The 18,051-nt window shown below is 72.5% G+C and carries 15 protein-coding genes and 1 pseudogene; 3 read left to right on the top strand and 13 right to left on the bottom strand.

Features of this window, described 5'->3' with window-relative positions; translation table 11 throughout:
* Positions 1–187: 187 nt before the first annotated feature.
* On the top strand, positions 188–1,417 hold the full coding sequence (locus tag ElP_RS10660; RefSeq protein WP_145269111.1) for a hypothetical protein: 1,230 nt from the start codon (positions 188–190) through the stop codon (positions 1,415–1,417).
* A gap of 42 nt (positions 1,418–1,459) precedes the next feature.
* Here the strand turns inward: ElP_RS10660 and dprA are convergent, their stop codons facing one another.
* The 13 genes from dprA to ElP_RS10595 form a co-directional block, all read right to left on the bottom strand.
* Entirely contained in the window at positions 1,460–2,581 is a 1,122-nt protein-coding gene (gene dprA, locus ElP_RS10655; RefSeq protein ID WP_231749642.1) for a DNA-processing protein DprA, read from the bottom strand.
* 142 nt (positions 2,582–2,723) lie between these two features.
* Positions 2,724–3,629: a sugar phosphate isomerase/epimerase family protein gene (locus tag ElP_RS10650; RefSeq protein WP_145269109.1), complete on the bottom strand. Its 906-nt coding sequence runs from the start codon at positions 3,627–3,629 to the stop codon at positions 2,724–2,726.
* 88 nt (positions 3,630–3,717) lie between these two features.
* Positions 3,718–5,289: an SDR family oxidoreductase gene (locus ElP_RS10645; RefSeq protein ID WP_145269107.1), complete on the bottom strand. Its 1,572-nt coding sequence runs from the start codon at positions 5,287–5,289 to the stop codon at positions 3,718–3,720.
* Between the two features lie 113 nt (positions 5,290–5,402).
* The gene (locus tag ElP_RS10640) at positions 5,403–5,819 is read right to left on the bottom strand and encodes a peptide ABC transporter ATP-binding protein (RefSeq protein WP_145269105.1); all 417 of its coding nucleotides are present in this window, start codon (positions 5,817–5,819) and stop codon (positions 5,403–5,405) included.
* Between the two features lie 7 nt (positions 5,820–5,826).
* A complete protein-coding gene (locus ElP_RS10635; protein WP_145269103.1) occupies positions 5,827–6,036 on the bottom strand; it encodes a hypothetical protein in 210 nt (69 codons plus the stop codon).
* A gap of 145 nt (positions 6,037–6,181) precedes the next feature.
* On the bottom strand, positions 6,182–7,555 hold the full coding sequence (locus ElP_RS10630; RefSeq protein ID WP_145269101.1) for an efflux RND transporter periplasmic adaptor subunit: 1,374 nt from the start codon (positions 7,553–7,555) through the stop codon (positions 6,182–6,184).
* A 45-nt stretch (positions 7,556–7,600) separates the two neighbouring features.
* Entirely contained in the window at positions 7,601–9,985 is a 2,385-nt protein-coding gene (locus tag ElP_RS10625; RefSeq protein ID WP_145269099.1) for an ABC transporter permease, read from the bottom strand.
* Positions 9,982–10,728, bottom strand: a complete 747-nt coding sequence (locus ElP_RS10620; RefSeq protein WP_145269097.1) for an ABC transporter ATP-binding protein — start codon at positions 10,726–10,728, stop codon at positions 9,982–9,984. Before ElP_RS10620 ends, ElP_RS10625 begins: the two co-directional genes overlap by 4 nt.
* Positions 10,697–11,230, bottom strand: coding sequence for an FxsA family protein (locus tag ElP_RS10615; protein ID WP_145269095.1), 534 nt, complete (start codon positions 11,228–11,230; stop codon positions 10,697–10,699). Before ElP_RS10615 ends, ElP_RS10620 begins: the two co-directional genes overlap by 32 nt.
* 146 nt (positions 11,231–11,376) lie before the next feature.
* A complete protein-coding gene (gene cysS / locus ElP_RS10610) occupies positions 11,377–12,861 on the bottom strand; it encodes a cysteine--tRNA ligase (RefSeq protein WP_145269093.1) in 1,485 nt (494 codons plus the stop codon).
* A gap of 61 nt (positions 12,862–12,922) precedes the next feature.
* On the bottom strand, positions 12,923–13,186 hold the full coding sequence (locus tag ElP_RS10605; RefSeq protein WP_145269091.1) for a hypothetical protein: 264 nt from the start codon (positions 13,184–13,186) through the stop codon (positions 12,923–12,925).
* A gap of 4 nt (positions 13,187–13,190) precedes the next feature.
* On the bottom strand, positions 13,191–13,670 hold the full coding sequence (gene ispF, locus ElP_RS10600) for a 2-C-methyl-D-erythritol 2,4-cyclodiphosphate synthase (protein WP_145269090.1): 480 nt from the start codon (positions 13,668–13,670) through the stop codon (positions 13,191–13,193).
* A 105-nt stretch (positions 13,671–13,775) separates the two neighbouring features.
* A complete protein-coding gene (locus ElP_RS10595; protein ID WP_145269088.1) occupies positions 13,776–15,179 on the bottom strand; it encodes a phenylacetate--CoA ligase family protein in 1,404 nt (467 codons plus the stop codon).
* 179 nt (positions 15,180–15,358) lie between these two features.
* On the opposite strand from ElP_RS10595, the gene ElP_RS10590 reads away from it, so the two are divergent.
* Positions 15,359–17,752, top strand: a complete 2,394-nt coding sequence (locus ElP_RS10590; RefSeq protein WP_145269086.1) for a tetratricopeptide repeat protein — start codon at positions 15,359–15,361, stop codon at positions 17,750–17,752.
* Between the two features lie 119 nt (positions 17,753–17,871).
* Positions 17,872–18,051 (top strand): annotated as a pseudogene (locus ElP_RS10585) (plasmid stabilization protein); the annotation flags it as partial.

Below are 18,051 nucleotides of genomic sequence, written 5' to 3'. Positions count from 1 at the left end.
GACGCCGAACAAGGGACCCGGACCCGCCCCCCGCCCGACGCCCGGGAGCTGAAATCAATGCGTGCAATCATTGGAAGGCGCCCGATTTCATTGATTTTTTCCTTGTTGTGCGATCACGGGGTGGGATAGGTTTGAGTGATGGTTGGTTTCAGGAGACTGTGATCGGCGCCGAGATTGGTGTGTCGTCATGCGAAGGCTGGCCCCGCTCGTCCTGGTGATGGTGGCCTGGCTGATGCCCCCTCGGGTCGAGGCCGGGACGCTCTCGCCCTATGCGATCACGGACCTCGGCCCTTCGGGCTCCCTGACCCGGAGCATGGGGATAGCGATCAACGCCTCGGGCGCGATCGCCGGCGCCGCCGACTCCGAGGGGGTGATGCAGGCCTTCCGGGGGGACGCCGGGGGGGGCATCGTGGGGTTGGGATCGCTCGCCGGCCTGTCGGGGAGGAGCAGCGGCCTGGGGATCAACGGCGGGGGCGTGGTGGTCGGCGTCAGCGACTACGACACCGGCCGTCCCCGGGCCTTCCGGGCCGACGGGGGCGAGATGGCCGACCTGGGCACCCTGCCCGGCGGCAGCTGGAGCGAGGCCGTCGCGATCAACGACGGCGGCGAGATCGCCGGCACCGGCAACCGGGCCGACGGCAGGGCCGTCGCCTTCCGGATCGACGCCGGTGGGGAGTTCGTCGAGCTGGGGCTCCTGCCCGGCGGGCAGTCGAGCCGGGCCTTCGGCATCAACGGCCTGGGGCACGTGGTCGGCCAGGCCCAGGACCGCTGGGGGATCAACCGCGCCTTCATCGCCGACGGTCAGGGGATCCGCTTCGCCGGCACCCTGCCCGGCGGGGGCGCCAGCGTGGCCCGGGCGATCAATGACGACGGCCTGATCACCGGACACGCGACCGACTCGTCGGGCTCCGAGATCGCCTTCATCGGCCGGGCGGGCGAGCTGGCCGCCCTGGGGGTCCTGCCCGGCGGCCACTCCAGCCAGGGCCTGTCCGTCAACGCCCTGGGGCACGTGGTCGGCCTGTCCTCCATGGGGGGCGGCTCGAGGGCCTTCCTCTGGACCGCCGAGGGGGGCATGGTCGACCTGAATTCCCTGCTCGAGCCCGACACCGGCTGGATCCTCCAGGTCGCCTCGGCGATCAACGCCGACGGCCTGATCGTCGGCACCGGCACCTTCGGCGGCATCTCCCGGGCCTTCCTGCTCCGCCCGAGCGACTTCGGGGGGTCCGACGGCGGCACGACCGACCCCGACGACGGCGGAGACGGCGGCGGCGTCCCGGGCGGGTCGGGTCCGAACGCCGTCCCCGAGCCCGCCTCGATCACCCTCGTCCTCATCGCCGCCCTCGGCGCCTGCTCCCGGTCCCTGGCCCGGGGGCGGGGCATCCGGGCCGGGCCCGGCGGGAGCGGCCCCCGCCGTTGATCCGGGGCGTCGGGCGACCCGCGCCGGCCGGGTGTCCCCGGATCAGACCCGGCTGAACTGGTTCCCCGCGGCCCTTCGGATCAGCCGTCGCATCTCCAGGACGGCCAGCGTCGCCATGACCTGCGACGGCGCGAGGCCCGTCCGGACGATCAGCTCGTCGATCCCCCGGGGCAGGTCGTCCAGGTGGCCGAGAAGCGCACGCTCGTGTTCCGAGAGCGACAGCTCGGCCGGGTGCCGCACGGCCGGGGACTCGGGGGTCGCTTGCACCGCCCGGGCCAGCGGCCCGAGTTCCTCCAGGATGTCGTCGACCGTCTCGACCAGCCGGGCCCCGTCCCGGATCAGGGCGTGGCAGCCCCGGCTGGCGAGGCTGTCGATCGGCCCGGGCACGGCGAAGACCTCCCGGTTCTGCTCCATCGCGTGCGACGCCGTCGACAGCGACCCGCTCCGGGGCGCCGCCTCGACGACCACCACCCCCAGGCTCAGCCCGGCGATCAGCCGGTTCCGCTGCGGGAACAGGCCGGCCAGCGGCTGCTGCTCCATCGCGTGCTCGCTGATCACGGCGCCGTGGGCGGCGACCTCATCGGCCAGCGGGCCGTGCTCCGGCGGGTAGATCGACCCCAGCCCGTTGCCGAGCACGGCGATCGTCCGCCCCCCGGCCCGGATCGCCCCCCGGTGGGCCGCCGCGTCGATCCCCCGGGCCAAGCCCGAGACGACCGTCAGGCCGACCCGGGCCAGCGAGCCCGCCAGCCGCTCGGCCACCCTCATCCCGTAGGGGGTCGACTTCCGGGCGCCGACCAGGGCGATGGCGAGCTGGTCGGCCGGGGTCAGCTCCCCCCGGACGTAGAGCAGCAGCGGGGGGTCGGGGATCGATTTCAGCGACTCGGGGTAGTCGGGCGAATCGAACGGGATTAGCCGCACGCCCCGCTGTCGGCAGCGTTCCAGCTCGACCTGGGGGTCGAGGTCCTTGCGGCCCGAGGCGATCTTCTCGGCCAGCTTCGGCCCGACGCCGGGCACCCGCTTCAGCTCGGCGAGCGAGGCGGAGAGGATCGACCCCACGTCGCCGAAGTGCTCGATCAGGGCCCGGCTGGTGAGCGGCCCGACCCCGGGGGTCATCGTCAGGCAGATCAGGTCGAGCAGCGCGCGATCGTCTCCGGGGTCGGGCACGGTCGGCCTCGGGGTCTCGGGGCAAACTCCCGGGGCCGGCGGCGATCCCGTCCGGCCTCCGGGGAGGGCGGCCGGGATTGTAGCCGAGCCGGGGCGTCCCGGGCAAATCGGGCCCGGTCCCCGGTCGCGGCCGATCCCGGGGTCAGCCGACCAGCCCCCGGAGCTGCTCGACGTGCCGGGGGATGGCCGTCATCGGGTCGTCGCTCGCCTCGTACTCCAGGACGACGTAGCCGGAGTACTTCACGTCCCGGAGGATGCCGACGAGCTTCGACAGGTCGGCCTCCCGCTTCGGCCCGCCCTCCGGGGCGATTTCGGTCTTCACCTGCACGTTCACCGCATAGGGGGCGATCCGGGCGAGGTCGCCGTAGGGGTCCGAGGTGTGGAAGTTCCCCGTGTCGAGGTTGACGGCGAAGTAGGGGTGGTCGATCCCCTCGATCAGCCTCATCATCTGGTCGACCGTGGCCGTGATCCCGCCGTGGTTCTCCAGGGCGAGCACCACCCCCTTCTCCTCGGCATACGGCAGGACGGCGTTGAAGCCCTCGATCGCCCGGGCGACGGCCTCCTCCTCGCTGTCCCCCCTCGGCGTCCGGCCGGCGAAGACGCGGATGACCGGGGCGTTCAGGGCGGCGGCGCGGTCGATCCAGGAGCGGGCCAGTTCCAGCTGCTCCTCCCGCTCCGGGCCGGGGGCGACGCAGAAGTCGTTGCCGATCGCCGTGCCGGAGACGTCCAGCCCCAGCAGGAAGGCGTGGCGTCGGAGCGCGTGCAGGTACTCGTCCGACACGTCGGCCGGGAAGTAATAGGAGGTCGGCTCGACCGCGTCCAGCCCCATGTCGGCGGCCAGGTCGACGAAGTCGAACAGGTCCATCGTCGGCTGGTCGCCGGTGAGGAACTGCCGGTAGGAGTAGGCGGCGATGCTCAGCTTCAGGTGGCTGGGGCGGGTGCGTCGGATCGGGTCGATCGCCCGGGCGACCGGCACCGGGCCGAGGGCCGAGGCGGCGGCGGTCGTCGCGGCGGCGCCGAGGAACGAGCGTCGGGAGATCGGGGGCATCGTGGGGGAACTCCCTTCCAGGGGGCCTGCGATCGCCGGACCTAGGGCGATCGATGCGTCCCAGGGTAGGGCCTCGTCCCGGCCGACGCTACCGGCTCGCGCCTCCCGCCGTCGTCGCCCTCCCCTCGGGCTGGTCGATCACCATCGGCGGCCCGGCCTTGCCGGCCGTCGGTTGGTCCTCCTCGTCGTCGCGGGGTGGGGGCCGGCTGTCGCAGGCGGCCTCGGCCGACCGGACGATGCTGCTCGCCATCCCCGAGAAGATGAACAGGTGGGCCGGCAGGCTCGCGTACCAGTACAGCCGGCCCCAGAACTTCGAGGGCTTGAAGTAGGCCGTCTGCGTCAGCACCGACCGCCGTTCGCCGATCGGGTCGACCCGGAACTCCAGCCAGGCTTCGCCCGGCACCCGCATCTCGGCGTGCAGCAGCAGGCGACGGCCGGGGACGAAATCCTCGACCCTCCAGAAGTCCAGGGCGTCGCCGATGTAGATCCGGACCGGATCCCGCCTCCCCCTCCTCAGGCCGACGCCGCCGACGACCCGGTCCATCGCACCCCGGATCCGCCAGAGGGCGTCACCGTAGTAGTAGCCGGTCGATCCCCCGATCCGCTTGACCCGGTCGAAGAGGGCCGGGGCGGGGGCGTCGGCCTCCTTGCGCTGCACGTCGCGGAGCGGGAACGAATCGGGCTCGAATTTCGGCCGCCGGAGCAGGGCGGCCCGGCTCGGGAGGGCGGCGTTGGCCCATCGGGTCGAGACGTCGTTCTCGGCCACCTTGTCCAGGGCCCGCTGCACCGCCTCGCCGAAGGGGGTGGGGGTGATCGGCACGAGCCTTCGGATCCCGTCGTTCTGGCAGATGACCTCCGACTTCAGGCCCTCGACCAGCGGGAAGGCCAGGGCCGCCGGGATCGGCGTCACCAGGTTGATCCAGTAGGCCGACAGCGTCGGCGTGAGCACCGGCACGACGACGATCCTCCTCCTCAGGCCGAGGATCGCCGCGAAGCGGATCATCATCTCCTTGTACGTCAGGATGTCCGGCCCGCCGACGTCGAGGGTCCGCCCGGCGGTCCTCGGCTCCTCCAGGCAGCCGACGAGGTAGGCGAGCACGTCCCGGACGGCGATCGGCTGGTTCCTCGTGCTGACCCACCTCGGGCAGATCATCACCGGCAGCCGCTTGATGAGCGACCGCATCATCTCGAACGAGGCGCTGCCCGAGCCGATGATCATGGCCGCCCGGAGCTCGGTGACGGGGACCGCCCCCCCCCGGAGGATGTCCCCTACTTCCTGCCGGCTCGCCAGGTGGGGAGACAGGTCGTCGGCCCTCCGGCCGAGGCCGCCGAGGTAGACGACCCGGTCCAGCCCGGCCGACTCGGCCGCCGAGGCGAAGTTGCGGGCGGCGGCGCGGTCGCGGTCGATGAACGAGCCTTCGCCGGCCACCATCGAATGCACGAGGTAGTAGGCCGAAGGGCAGCCGACCAGCGCCGCCCGGAGCGAGTCCGGGTCGAGCACGTCTCCCCGGACGACCTGCACCCGATCCGTCCAGGGCCTCCCCTCCAGCTTCTTCGGGTCGCGTGCCAGGCATCGGACGCTGTACCCACGCTCGAGCAGCATCGGGATGAGCCGACCGCCGATGTAGCCGGTGGCGCCGGTGACGAGGATCGGTTTCATGGCTCGGTCGCGTCCGGACGAGGGTGATGGGCGAGGGGATGAGGGTGGGGTCGGCGATCCCGACGAGGGGCGATTGCCGGCACCCGGCCCCGACATTCGCCATCCGGCAGGGGTCACCCGCCCCGTGCGGGAGTGGGGGGATCACCCGGGCCGCCCATCCCCGGGGGACCCGCCGTTGTCGTGGCCTTGCGGCGGTCGAGCGCCGCCCCGAGGAATGAGAAGAGGCTCAGGGCCAGCGGGTCGACCCCCAGCAGCCGGGCCAGCGGTCCCGGCTCGGCATTGCCGCCGATCCGGGCGACGGTCCGCCCCCGGATCCGGATCCGGCCGACGAGCCCGGCACCCCGGAGGGCGGCGTCGGCGCGTCGGAGTCCGTCCCTGCGGATCGAGGGGGAGACTTGCCGGGTCAGGGCCAGGGCCGACCGGGCACCGGGCAACTCGACGTCGACCGTCTCGTCCCGGATGTGGATTTGGGCGGAGCCGCCCTCGTAATCGAGCTGCAGCTCCCCCTCGATCTCCAGCGGGCGGTCCATCGCATCATCACCCGTTCGCGTTGTCTCGGGTGCGGATCCGCAGCGTGCCGTTCATCCGCCACTTGGCGTGGGCCGCCTGCTCTGAGGCGCTGCTGGGGATGAACAGCTCGAAGTTGTCGAACTCGTAGATGATCTCCGAGCCGCGGCCGGTGAGCCTGTCGTACAGGCCGATCGCCAGGTCGGGCCAGGTCCGGGTGTCGGCGAGGTCGGTCGCCATGGCTGAGTTTCCTCGATCCGGGGTGATGCCTCGTGGTCGCGGCCCCGGATCGACGCGTCCGGGGCGTGCCGGGGTTACTGTAGGCGCGGTTCAAGGTGCCCGGCCATTTCCTTCCATCGGGGAATCCGGCGACGGCCACGAGGGCTCACGCCCCGGCCGCCGACACGACCGGCCGCACCCTCATGCCCGGTTCCAGGTCGGCCTCGGGGGCGGGGATCACGAGGTCGCCCTCGGCCAGGCCGTCCCGGACCTCGGCCCAGCGGTCGTTCATCAGGCCGACGGCCACCGGATTCCGCTCGACCCTGCCCCCCCGGATGGCGAAGACCTCCCAGCGGCCGTCCAGCCCCCGGAACAGGGCCGGCCTCGGCACGAGCAGCGCCCGGGACTTCTCCGCCGTCAGGATCCGGACGTCCACCCGATAGCCGACGCCGAGGTGTCCCCGCTCCAGCAGGCGTCCCAGCGCCTCGGGGTCGATCGCCACGACGACCGTCACCCGCTGCTGCTCCACCCCCAGGGAGCTGAGCTTGGTGAACCCGGCCGGGTTGACCCTCCGGACCGAGCCCGGCACCGGGTCGCCGCCGGCCGAGGCGCCGAGCAGCTCGACCGGCTGGCCCGGCTCGACCCGGGCGGCCTCCTGCGTGAGCACCTCGGCCTCCACCTCCAGCGTCGTCAGGTCGCCGATCTCCAGGAGCGTCGCCCCGGCCTGGAGCAGCCGCTCGTTGCTCACCTCCCGGGCGAGCACGACGCCGTCGACCGGGCTGGTCAGGGTCCCCCGACTCCGGTCCAGGAGCACCTGCTCCAGCCGGGCTTCCGCCTCGGCCTTCTCGCGTTCGAGCACGGAGACGTTTAATTGTTTCGTCTCGATATACCGGCGGATGATCATCGGGGTGAGCGAGAAGGCCGCCTGCATCGACCGCAGGGCGCTGGCCGTGAGGACGTCGGTCCGGTAGTCGACGGCCGCCTGGGCCTGCTCCATCTCGGCCCGGTTGAGGTCCTCCTCCGAGGCGGCGTCCCGCCGGGCCAGGGCCCGACGGCGTCGGAGGTTCGAGTCGGCGAAGCCGAGGACCGCCTCCCCGGCCTTCACCTGCTCGTCGGCCGCCTCGACGGTGCGGTCGACCGACCGGAGGAACTCCTCGACCTGGCCGATGAGCGCCTCCTCGACCCGGGTGTCCTCCGCCTCCCGGATCGCGGCGTCGAGCCGGGAGACGGCCGCGGTCGCCTCGGCCACCCGGATCTCCAGGTCCTCGGGCACCAGCCGGGCCACCTCCTGCCCGGCCTCGACCCGGTCCCCCTCCTCCAGGCCGATCGGGGCGATCCGGCCCTCGTAGGGCATGGAGACGAGGTACGTCCGGGGCAGCCGAGTTTTGCCCTGCTCGTCGACGAACTCCCGAATCGGCCCCGGCCGGGCCCTCGCCGCGTCGACGGCCGGGCCGCCGTCCAGCGGCCCGAGCCCGGCGACCGCCGCCGAGGCGGCGGCCAGGCCGACAACGGCCAGGACGACGATCGTTCTCGTGCTCATGTCGGGCTCCAGCGCTTCGGCCAGGCGTGATCGGCCCGGGGCCGATCATTCGCGGATTCTCATGCTTTCCTGCAGGTCCAGCCGGGCGATCGACCGGGCGACCACCGCGTGCGCCGCCAGGCTGAACGCCAGGCCGACGGCCAATGTCCAGGCGAAGGAGGACCACGGCGAGGCGGTCGGGATCCGGAACGAGTCGGTCTGGGCCGTCCGGATCAGGGCCCAGAACAGGGCGCGGCCCGCGGGCAGGCCCAGCAGCGTGCCGATGCCGTTGATGACCAGCGTCTCCCCCAGGAACAGCCGGCCGACGGCCGACCGCTCGTGCCCCAGGACCAGCAGCGTCGCCACCTCCCGGCGGCGCTCGGCCAGGGCGACGAGCGAGGCGTTGAGCGTCGTCCCGAAGAAGATCGTCCCGGCGAAGGCGATCATCATCGCCGTGGCCGCCGCGTTGGTGTCGACCACCGCCTTGCGGATGCTGGCGATCATCTCCTCCCGGACGCCCACCGACCGGACCGCCGGCAGCCGCTTCAGTTCCTGGAACAGTTCCCGGCGCGGCCCGGGCCGGGGGTCGACCCGGAGCTGGACGCCGCTGACGGCGAACTCCTCGTCGATCAGCCCGCTCAGGTAGCCGAGGTCGGCGTAGGCCGCCAGGCCGATGAAGCTGTCGACGATGGCGACGACGGGGACCGCCATCGGCTCCCTCCTCCCCTCGGTCGGCTCGAAGACGACGAGGTCGCCCGGCCCGACCCTCAGGTGTTCGGCCAGCGTCTTCCCCAGGGCGAGCCCGGCCCGGGGGACCGCCACGGGGCGGCCCTCGGCGTCACGGGGGGAGGTCAGCCGGGCCCCCGGGACCAGGCCGGTGACGGCGGCCCGCTTCTCGAACGGGCCGTTGCGGAAGGTGCAGCCGACGTTGAGCATCGGCTCGGCGAGGTCGACCCCGGGCAGGCGGCTCGCCTCCAGCAGGGCGGCCCGGCCCCGGGTGTCCCGGAAGCCGAGGTCGACGTCGCTCCGCTGGATCAGCGAGAACTGGACCTCGACGCCCCGGTCGATCGCGTCCCCCCCCATCAGCGAGGTCACCAGCAGCGCGGCGGCCATCATCGAGGCCACCACGCCGACGAGGTTCCTCCGGCCGTTTCGGAGGATGTTCCGCAGGATCATCCGCCACCCGGTGCCGATCGCCCGCCAGAGCCACGGGATCCGCTCCGGCCAGGTCACCCGGGATCCCTCCGGCGGCTTCGGCCGCATCGCCTCGGCCGGCTCCAGCGAGAGGACCCCTCGGGCCCCCCGGGCGACCCCCACCAGCGCGAAGGCGACGCTGATCGCCACGCCCGAAGCCATGACGCCCGGGAAGACCCGGTTCTCCAGCCTCGGCAGCTCGAAGAACCGCCGGTAGAGCCCCGTCATCAGCCCCGCCAGCAGGTGCCCGAACCCGCAGCCGACCAGCCCGCCGATCAGCCCCACCACCACCCCGAACTTGAGCAGGTGGAGATACAACGCCCCGTCGGTATATCCCAATGCCTTGAGCGTGCCGATCGTCGTCCGCTGCTGCTCCGTCAGTCGTCCCATCAGGACGTTCAGGACCAGGGCCGCCACCGCCAGGAAGATGGCCGGCATGACGAAGGCGAAGGTGCCGAGCTGCCGGATCTCGTCGCTGAGGAACCGATTGGAGATCTGGTCGCGCCTCGGCGTGGTCGAGGCAACGCCGAAGTCCTCCAGCAGCAGCTCGGCGCGATCGAGCAGCGCATCGGGCCGGTCCCGGACCCCCGGGGAGAGCCGGCCGACCACCTGGTTGCAGGCCCCCTCGAAGCCGAAGGCCGCCTCCAGGTCGCTCCGCTTCAGGTAGAAGACGCCGAACCGGGCCGGGTCGGGCACGATCGACCCGGGGCCGAGCAGGTAGACGAACTCACTGCTGATCGCCGTGCCGACCACCCGGAACTCCCGGCGGCGGTCGTTCATGATCAGGTGGACCGGGTCCCCGGGCCCCAGCCCGTGGTGCCGGGCGAAGGCGTCGTTGACGATCACCTCGTCCTCGAGCCTCCCGGTGAAATAGCCCCCGCGCTTGAGGACGATGTCGTTGATGATCGGCCGGTGCTCGTCGGGCAGCGAGAGGACCTGGCCGTTGATGATCGCGTCGACCCCCTCCAGGTCGACGGTCACGAACTGCTGGATGCGAGGCCGGATCTCCGTCACCCCCGGCAGCGACCCCAGGATCGAGACGTCGGACAGCGGTGCCTTCTTCAGCTCGACCGAGAAGTCGGCCATCCGGCACCGGGCGTAGTACCGGTCCTTCGCCTCGCCGAGGTTGTGGTAGGCCGACCGCATGGCGACGAAGCAGGCCACCCCCACGGCGATGATGCTGGCGATCGCCAGCACCACGACGCCGGAGCCGCGCAAGTCGCGCCAGAGCTTGCGGTCGAGGGCCGAGGGCCTCACCAGGTCACCTCCTCGGGCCGGGCCGGGTGCCCCTGCGGCACGTCCTCGACGATCCGGCCCGACCGGATCCGGATCAGGCGGTCGGCCATCCGGGCGATCGCCTGATTGTGGGTGATGATGAGCACGGTCTTCCCCAGACGCCTGTTCACGTCCCAGAGCATCGACAGCACGGCCTTGCCCGTCTCGTAGTCGAGGGCGCCGGTCGGCTCGTCGCAGAGCAGCAGCTCCGGGTTCTTGGCCAGGGCCCGGGCGATGGCGACCCGCTGCTGCTCGCCGCCGGAGAGCTGGGACGGGAAATGATCGGCCCGGGGGGCCAGCTCGACCATCCGGAGGCACTCGTCCACGTCGATCGGGTCGTCGACCAGCTCGGCGGCGACCTGCACGTTCTCCCGGGCCGTCAGGGTGGGCACGAGGTTGAAGAACTGGAAGACGAAGCCGACCTCGTCCCGGCGGAAGGCGCCGAGTTCCCGGGATGAGCAGCGCGACAACTCGCGGTCCCGGAACCAGACGCGGCCGACGGTCGGCTGGTCGAGCCCGCCGATCAGGTTCAGGAGCGTCGTCTTGCCCGAGCCGCTCGGGCCGACGATGACGACGAGCTCGCCGGGGTCGATCTCCAGGTTGACGTCCCGGAGGACCTCGACCTCGACCTCCCCCATCCGGAACGTCCGGCCGACCGCGTCGAGCCTCAGGATCGGCCCGGTCGAGACGGCGTCAGGCCCGGTCCTGGTCTTCGGGAGTGACATCGATCACGCGCCCCCTCGCGGACGACGGGCCCGGGGCCCTCGGGTCGCCCGATCCCGGCCAGGGCCCCATCCCCGACCCGGGCCCCGGCCCGAACCGGACGAATGCCTCCCCCCGCCGGACCTTCCGGGAGAGCCAGGCGGAGAAGACCCTCCGGTAGGCGTCCCGGGTGAACGGGATCAGCAGGCTGAGGCCGACCAGGTCGGTCAGGAAGCCCGGGGTCAGCAGCATGGCGCCGCCGACCAGGACCATCGCGCCGTCGAGGAGCGTCCGCCCCGGGAACTTCCCCTCGGCCATCGACCGCTGCAATTCCCGGATCACCCCGAGCCCCTGGCGCCTCGCCAGGTAGGCGCCGAGTGCCCCGGTGAAGAGGATCGCGCCGACGGTGACGAGCAAGCCCGTCTTGAAGTCGTACCGCTCGGCGATCGCGCCGTGCACCTGCAGGAGCACGAACAACTCGGCGATGGGGACGATGGTCAGGAGCAGCAGCAATCGGACGAACATCGGGGCGTGTCTCCTTGGAGGGGGGGCACTCCCCCCCTCCTGGGATCCTCCCGCCTGCGACCGGCAAGTCAACCGGGGAGTCAGTCGCCCGACCCCCGCCCCGGTTCACGATCCCCCGGGGAGTCTTCGACGGGGATCCCGGAGGATTAGCCCTCCAACTTCCAGCCGGTGCCGTCGGGCCGGTCCTCCAGCTTCACGCCGAGGGCGGCGAGGCGATCCCGGATCTGGTCGGCAAGGGCGAAGTTGCGGTCCTTGCGGGCCTGGGCCCTTAGCTCGATGAACAGCTCGATCAGGGGACCGGTCAGGCCCCCGGAGTCGGCCCCGGACGCGGCCGGGGGGCGGAGGAACAGGCCGAGCAACAGGGAGAGTTCCCGGAGGACGGTCATCCCCGAGATCCAGGGGGCCAGGGCGTTTGCGTCCCCCTTCTTGCTCTCGAGTTGCTCGGAGTCGGCGAACCGGTTGAGGGCCCGGACGAGTTCGAACAGCTCGCCGAGGGCCCCCCCGGTGTTGAAGTCGTCGTCCATCGACTCCAGGAACCGGGAGCGGTGGTCGGCGACCTCCGGGGGAAGGTCACCGGAGGCGAGCCGATCGCCGGCCTCCCGGCTCGGAGGGGAGTCGAGGTCGTAGAACGACCGGCCCGACAGCCGCTCGAAGCGGTCGAACAGCGAGGAGAAGGCGCGGAGGCCGCGCTCGACCTCGTCCAGCCGGCCGGGGCTGAAGTCGATCGGGCGGCGGTAGTGGCTGGAGAGCAGGAGCGCCCGGAGCGTGTCCGGCTGGTACTGGCCGAGCAGGTCGGCCATCAGGACCACGGTGTCGGGGTCCGACTTGCTGATCTTCCGGCCCTTGTTTGTCAGGAGCCCGTTGTGCAGCCAGTACGAGGCGAACGGCTTGCCCGAGAAGCATTCGGACTGCACCACCTCGTTCTCGTGGTGCGGGAAGACGAGATCCAGGCCGCCGCCGTGGATGTCGAAGTGCTCTCCCAGGAGTTCCATGCTCATGGCCGAGCACTCGATGTGCCACCCGGGGCGGCCGGGGCCCCAGGGGCTCTCCCAGGAGGGCTCGCCGGGCTTGGAGCCCTTCCAGAGGGCGAAGTCCCCGGGGTGCTTCTTCTTCTCGGTCGGCTCGACCCGGGAGCCGGACTGCAGCTCCTCCGGGTTCCGGTGCGAGAGCTTGCCGTACTCGGCGGCCTTGCTCACGTCGAAGTAGACGTCCCCCCCGGCGGGGTAGGCGTAGCCCTTGTCGATCAGGCCGCGGGTGATGCCGATGATGCCGTCGATGTGCTCGGTGGCCCGGGGCATGTGGTCGATGCCGGTCACCCCCAGGGCGTCGAGGCAGGCGAGGTAGTCCTCGGTGACCCGCCCGGCCAGTTCCTTGACGGTCGTCCCCTCGGCGTTGGCCTGGACGATCAGCTTGTCGTCGACGTCGGTGATGTTGACGACCCAGGTGACCTCGTACCCGCTGTGGGCGAGGAACCGCTTGATCGTGTCGAAGATCACCGGCCCGACCATGTGGCCGATGTGGCTCTTCGAATACACCGTCGGCCCGCAGACGTACATGCCCACCTTGCCGGGGACGACGGTCTGGAGCGGCTCCTTGGCCTGGGTCAGGGTGTTGTAGACGCGGATGGGCATGGTCGGGGTCGTTCCGGTCGGGGGTTCGCGAGGCGGGCCGAGGGGCGATGTGACCTGGTGTTCAGAGCGGGTCCTCGTCCTCGGCGCGGAGGCAGGGGATCAGCCAGAGGAGGAGCCGGACTAAGGTCCGGGGCACGGCGAAGAGGACCAGGTAGGCCAGGGCGACCGGGCTCACGATCGAGAGCGAGGCCAGTCCGAACCACCCGCCCCTCGCCGCGTCCGAGGCGATCGCCAGCACAGTGGCAATCACCGCAATGATCGCCATCATCGTGCCGATGGTGAACCGGAGCCGGTGCCGGGAGATGAGGCCGATTCGGATCGTCATGGCGTCAGCCCCCCGCCCGGTCGACCAGCACCACCGCCTCGCAGCACATCGCCTCCCCCCGGCCGACGGGGCCGACGTGCTCGCCGGTCTTGGCCTTCACGTTCACGGCCTCCTCGGGCAGGCCGAGCAGGCGGGCGACGTTGGCCCGGATGGCGGGCTTGTGGGCCAGCAGCTTCGGGCGCTGGGCGTGGATGATCAGGTCGCAGTTGACCGGCGACCAGCCGGCGGCGAGGACCCGGGAGACGACATCGGCCAGCAGCTCTCCGCTGTCGAGCCCCTCCCACTTCGGGTCGGTGTCGGGGAAGAGTTCGCCGATGTCCCCCATCCCGGCGGCGCCGAGCAGGGCGTCGGCCACGGTGTGGAGCACGACGTCGGCGTCGGAGTGCCCGGCCAGGCCGCGCTCGAACTCGATCCGGACGCCCCCCAGGATCAAGGGCCTCCCCTCGACGAGGCGGTGGGTGTCGTGTCCGATCCCGACGCGCACGGCGATCTCCTCCCCCCCAATCGGTCGGCGAAAGCCTCATCGTACCCGGAGGCCCTCTGGCTCGCCATCCCAGGGGATCGGCCCTTAGCGGGGCCGATCACCCCATCAAGGTCGGGGGTCGTCGACCTCGCAGCGGAAGACCTCGAACTTGCCCCGGGGGGTCCGGGGGATCTCGTCGAGGTATCGGACCCGGTAGCGGAACCGGTGGCGGAAGGCCGAGTCGAAGTGGTCGCAGAGGAGTCGTTCCCGGTCGTCGTCCAGCGGCCCGCCCTCGACCACGAGGGAGACGTCGATCCTCTCCGGTTCGACCTGGGTCAACTGGTACTGCCTGATGTCGGCGATCGCCCTCAGGGCCTCCTCGTCGAACTCGGGATGGATGCGATCGCCGCGGGGCAGCCTCACCAGGTGCCGGACCCGGCCGACCACCCGTCGCAGCGTGGGGAGCCCCCTCCCGCACGGGCACGGGGCGCCGACCTCGGCGTAGTCCCCCAGCCCGTACCGGATCAGCGGCATCGCGAAGTTGTGCAGCGGGGTGACGTGGACCTGGCCCACCTCTCCCGGCCCGCAAGGCTCTCCCCGGTCGTCCAGGACCTCGACGAGCGTGCTCTCGGCCTGGATGTGCAGGTCCCCCGACTCGGGGCACTGCAACGCGATCGGCCCGCATTCCTCCGACGCGTAACAGTCTCGGACCTCGGCCCCCCACTGCACCCGGCATCGCTCCCGGGTCGTCGGCCCCAGCACCTCGCCGAAGCATTTGACCTGCTTCAGGCGGCCCGGCGCGACCCCGGCCCTTAAGGACCGATCCAGCAGGGCGCCGAGCGTGGAGGGATGGACCTGGAGGTAGTCCGGATCCTCCTCGATCAGGAGGTCGAGCAGCTCGCCGACCGGTCGGGTGACGTCCACGACCCGGGCCGGCCCGGTGGCGATCCCCCGGAACCACCCCGGGAATCGGCCCTCCGCCGACCGGCCCGAGGCCGATTGCATCAGGACCATCGAGCCGGAGAACGCCCGACGCCCCCACAGGTGGTCTCGGAGGGTGTGGGCCATCAGGAACAGGCAGGACAGGCCGGTCGCCTGCACCTCGGTCGGCCGGCCGGTCGAGCCCGAGGTGTGCATCGTGAGGATTTCGCCGTGGGACCGGGGACGGGAGGTGCTCCGGAGGGCCGGGCCCTCGCGCTGCACCGTCTCCCGGTCCAGGGTCGGCAGGGACCGGAATTGGTCGAGGCTCGGGGGGCCGGGACCCAGATCCAGCCCGTCGAACCGTCCGGCGTAGAATCGGCTCGTTCGTCGGGCGTGCTCGACGACCCGGCCCGCCTGCCGGAGCTGATGATCCAGGAGCGTCCCCGGCGGCCACCACTGCGAATGCTCCAGCTGGAAGGCCAGCGCCAGCACCCGGGAGGCCGTCGGGTCGGGCACGGCTGGCCATTCCAGCCCCTCGATCGCCGATCGGGGCTCGACGATCGACGTCGTCGGCGAGGTCGGGCGTCCGGGTCCCGGATCGATCCCCATCGCTGAAGCTCCCCCGGCCGAAACCGATCGCCCCGGACCCCCGGAGCATGAAGCATAAGGCGCCGGGGGGCCTCGTGCCGCCCCTCCGCGGGATCCCCCGGCGGGGAGACCGGGCAGCCCGGCCTTGCGCCGGGCTGTAGACTTGGGGAAACGGGCCGAGGAACCCAAGGAGCGAGACGATGGCAATCGGCGCGATCCTGGTCGCGATGCTGGTCCCGGCGGTGCAGGACCCGGACCGGCTCGACGACCGCCAGGTGAGGGAACTCGTCGAGTCGGCCCGCAGGCGGTTCGTCGAGGCGTCGATCGACCGGGAGGAGCGGGCGAGGGACGCGCTCGACGCGGCCGATCGGCTCGACGCCGCCGCCCAGGCCGAGCCGGAGGCCGGCCGCAGGGCCTCGCGCTGGGACGCCGCGGTCGACCTGCTCGACGCCCTGCTCATGGTCGACCCCGGCAACCCGATCGCCGACGCGGTCGACCTCCAGGCGGCCGTCTACCGATGGGCCGAGGGCCGGACCTGGATCGCCCAGCTCGAACGCTCCCCGGCCGACCCCGAGGCCCGGGCCCGGGCGATCGAGGCGCTGGACGACGCCATCGCCCGGCTCCGACGCCTCTGGACCCAGACCCGGGGGAGGCCCGAGGGTGACCTGACGGCGCAGAACATCCGGTTCCGGTTCGCCCAGGCCCTGGCCGACCGCGGCGACCTGGAGGACGACCCGGGCCGGGCGCTCGACGCCCGGCAGCAGGCCCTCGGTCGCCTCAAGGATTTGCCCCTGGATCCCCCCCTGGCCGGCCACGCGACGCTGCTCAGGGCGAGGCTGCTGGTCGAGCTGGGAGAGCTGGGGGAGGCCGAGGAGGCGCTCCGGCAGGCCGAGGACATGCCCGGCCCGGGCGAGGCGGAGCGGCTGGACGTGCAGCTCGACCTGCTGCTGGCCCGGAAGCAATTCGAGGAGGCGATCGTCGCGATCGAGCGCTCGGGGCTGGACCGGCCGTCGAAGGACGTCCGGGCGGTCCGGGTCCGGGCCCGGCAGTGGATCGACCTGTTCCCGGGCCGGGAGCGGTCGGCGGTGGAGGAGGACGCGATCACCCGGGTCCGTCGCCTCCGGGACGCCGACCGCCCCGAGGCCTCCCCCGCCCTGGCGAGGCTGGCCGCCTCGATCGTCGAGCCGGACGACGCCGACGACCCCGGCCTCTGGGAGCTGCTGGCCGAGGGGCACCTGGCCCGGGGGGACGTGGGCCAGGCGGTCCGGGTCAACCAGCTCGGCGCCGACCACGCCGAGCGGCTCGGGGATCCCGGGCGGGCCTGGGTGATGCGCTACCGGGCCGCCGCCATCCTCGTGCGAGCCGGGCGGTTCGACCGGGCCGCCGAGGCCCTCGGCCCGCTCGCCGAGCTCGCCCGGACGCCCGGCAGCCCCGCCCCGGACGACCAGCGGGCCAACGCCAGCCTGCTGCACGCCCTGGCGCTGGGGAGGCTGGCGTCCTCCCAGGGCGGGTCGGGGGCGAAGCCGGCCTACCAGCAGGCGCTGGAGGACCACATCGCCGCCTTCCCGGACGACCCGTCGGCCTCCGAGGCCCGCTGGATCCTTGGCCGGCTCCAGGCCTCCGAGGCCCGGGAGGCGGACGCCATCGCCCTCTGGTCGGCCGTGCCACGCTCGCACCCCCGGTGGCGGGAGTCGAGGATGGCGATTGTCGAGCTTCACCGGGACGCCGTGCAATCGCTGCTCGTCGAGGGCAAGGAGGACGAGGCCCGGGCCCGGCTGCTCCGGGCCCGGGCGGCGCTGGATTCCTTCGCCGAGGAGGCGGCCGACCCCGGCGATCGCAACGCCTTCGACCTGGCCCGGGCCGAGCTGGAGCTGATCCCCGGGCTCCGGTCGGCCGAGATCGGCCAGGCCCTCGGACGGCTCGACCGCCTCGTCGCATCCGAGTCCGACGCCGCCCGACGGGACCGTGCCCGACGGCTCAGGATCGTCGCCCTGGCCCTCGACCAGCAGGCCGCCGAGGCCGAACGCGAGGCCAGGGAGGAGCTGGATCGCTCCGATCCCGGGGAGATCATCGCCCTGGCCGAGCGGCTCGACCGGGCCGCCGCCGCCGCCACGGCCGAGCCCTCCCGCCGTCGGATCGCCGGCGTCTCCCGGCTGCTGGCCGAGCGCGTGCTGGCGCGACCCGACGGGCTCGACCCCGGCCTGCGGGCCCGGGCCCGGGTGGTCCGCCTCCGGGGCCAGCTCGAGACCGGGGACCTCGACGGCGCCCGGGCCTCGGCCCAGTCCTGGGCCGGCGACCTGCTCCCCTCCCGGCTCCCCCCCGGGCTGCTCGGGCCCCTGGCCGACGCCCTCGACCGCCTCGGCCTCTACACCCAGTCGGCCGACGTCCACCGCGCCATCATCGCCTCGCACCCCCCCGGCTCGGCCCCCTGGTTCGAGGCCCGATACGGCCTGGCCGTCTCCTACTACCGCACCGGCCGCCCCTCCGACGCCCGGCGACTGATCGACGGCACCTCCGCCCTCCACCCCGACCTCGGCGGCGATGCGCTCCGCGAGAAGTTCGCCCGGCTCCGGAGGCGGCTGGAGTCTCCCTGATCGGCTCTCCCCATCTCGGCCCGCGACTTGCACCAGTCATCTCTGATCAGTCCGGGCCCCCGACGCCGATCGGGTCGGCGATCGGGCGAAGGGCTGGGACTCGACCGGAGGACGGGATCATGCCCCAGGGCGACAAGAGCAAGTACACCGACAAACAGAAGCGCAAGGCCGAGCACATCGAGGAAGGGTACAAGGAGCGGGGAGTGCCCCAGGACGAGGCCGAGCGTCGGGCCTGGGCCACCGTCAACAAGGACGACGGAGGCGGCAAGAAGCCGGGCGGCGGCGGCCGGGGCAGGTCG

Origin of the sequence: Tautonia plasticadhaerens, from assembly GCF_007752535.1 — a bacterium.
Lineage (GTDB): Bacteria > Planctomycetota > Planctomycetia > Isosphaerales > Isosphaeraceae > Tautonia > Tautonia plasticadhaerens.
The sequence above is the reverse complement of the archived record's forward strand: the minus strand, read 5'-3'. Positions and strand labels throughout refer to the sequence as shown.

Bases quoted from the DNA above. Each gene is read 5' to 3' on its own strand.
- ElP_RS10640 (WP_145269105.1), bottom strand. From the start codon at position 5,819: ATGGACCGCCCGCTGGAGATCGAGGGGGAGCTGCAGCTCGATTACGAG.
- ElP_RS10650 (WP_145269109.1), bottom strand. From the start codon at position 3,629: ATGCCCCCGATCTCCCGACGCTCGTTCCTCGGCGCCGCCGCGACGACC.
- ElP_RS10595 (WP_145269088.1), bottom strand. From the start codon at position 15,179: ATGGGGATCGATCCGGGACCCGGACGCCCGACCTCGCCGACGACGTCG.
- ElP_RS10620 (WP_145269097.1), bottom strand. From the start codon at position 10,728: ATGTCACTCCCGAAGACCAGGACCGGGCCTGACGCCGTCTCGACCGGG.
- ElP_RS10615 (WP_145269095.1), bottom strand. From the start codon at position 11,230: ATGTTCGTCCGATTGCTGCTGCTCCTGACCATCGTCCCCATCGCCGAG.
- cysS (WP_145269093.1), bottom strand. From the start codon at position 12,861: ATGCCCATCCGCGTCTACAACACCCTGACCCAGGCCAAGGAGCCGCTC.
- ElP_RS10660 (WP_145269111.1), top strand. From the start codon at position 188: ATGCGAAGGCTGGCCCCGCTCGTCCTGGTGATGGTGGCCTGGCTGATG.
- ElP_RS10645 (WP_145269107.1), bottom strand. From the start codon at position 5,289: ATGAAACCGATCCTCGTCACCGGCGCCACCGGCTACATCGGCGGTCGG.
- ElP_RS10590 (WP_145269086.1), top strand. From the start codon at position 15,359: ATGGCAATCGGCGCGATCCTGGTCGCGATGCTGGTCCCGGCGGTGCAG.
- ElP_RS10630 (WP_145269101.1), bottom strand. From the start codon at position 7,555: ATGAGCACGAGAACGATCGTCGTCCTGGCCGTTGTCGGCCTGGCCGCC.
- ElP_RS10605 (WP_145269091.1), bottom strand. From the start codon at position 13,186: ATGACGATCCGAATCGGCCTCATCTCCCGGCACCGGCTCCGGTTCACC.
- ElP_RS10635 (WP_145269103.1), bottom strand. From the start codon at position 6,036: ATGGCGACCGACCTCGCCGACACCCGGACCTGGCCCGACCTGGCGATC.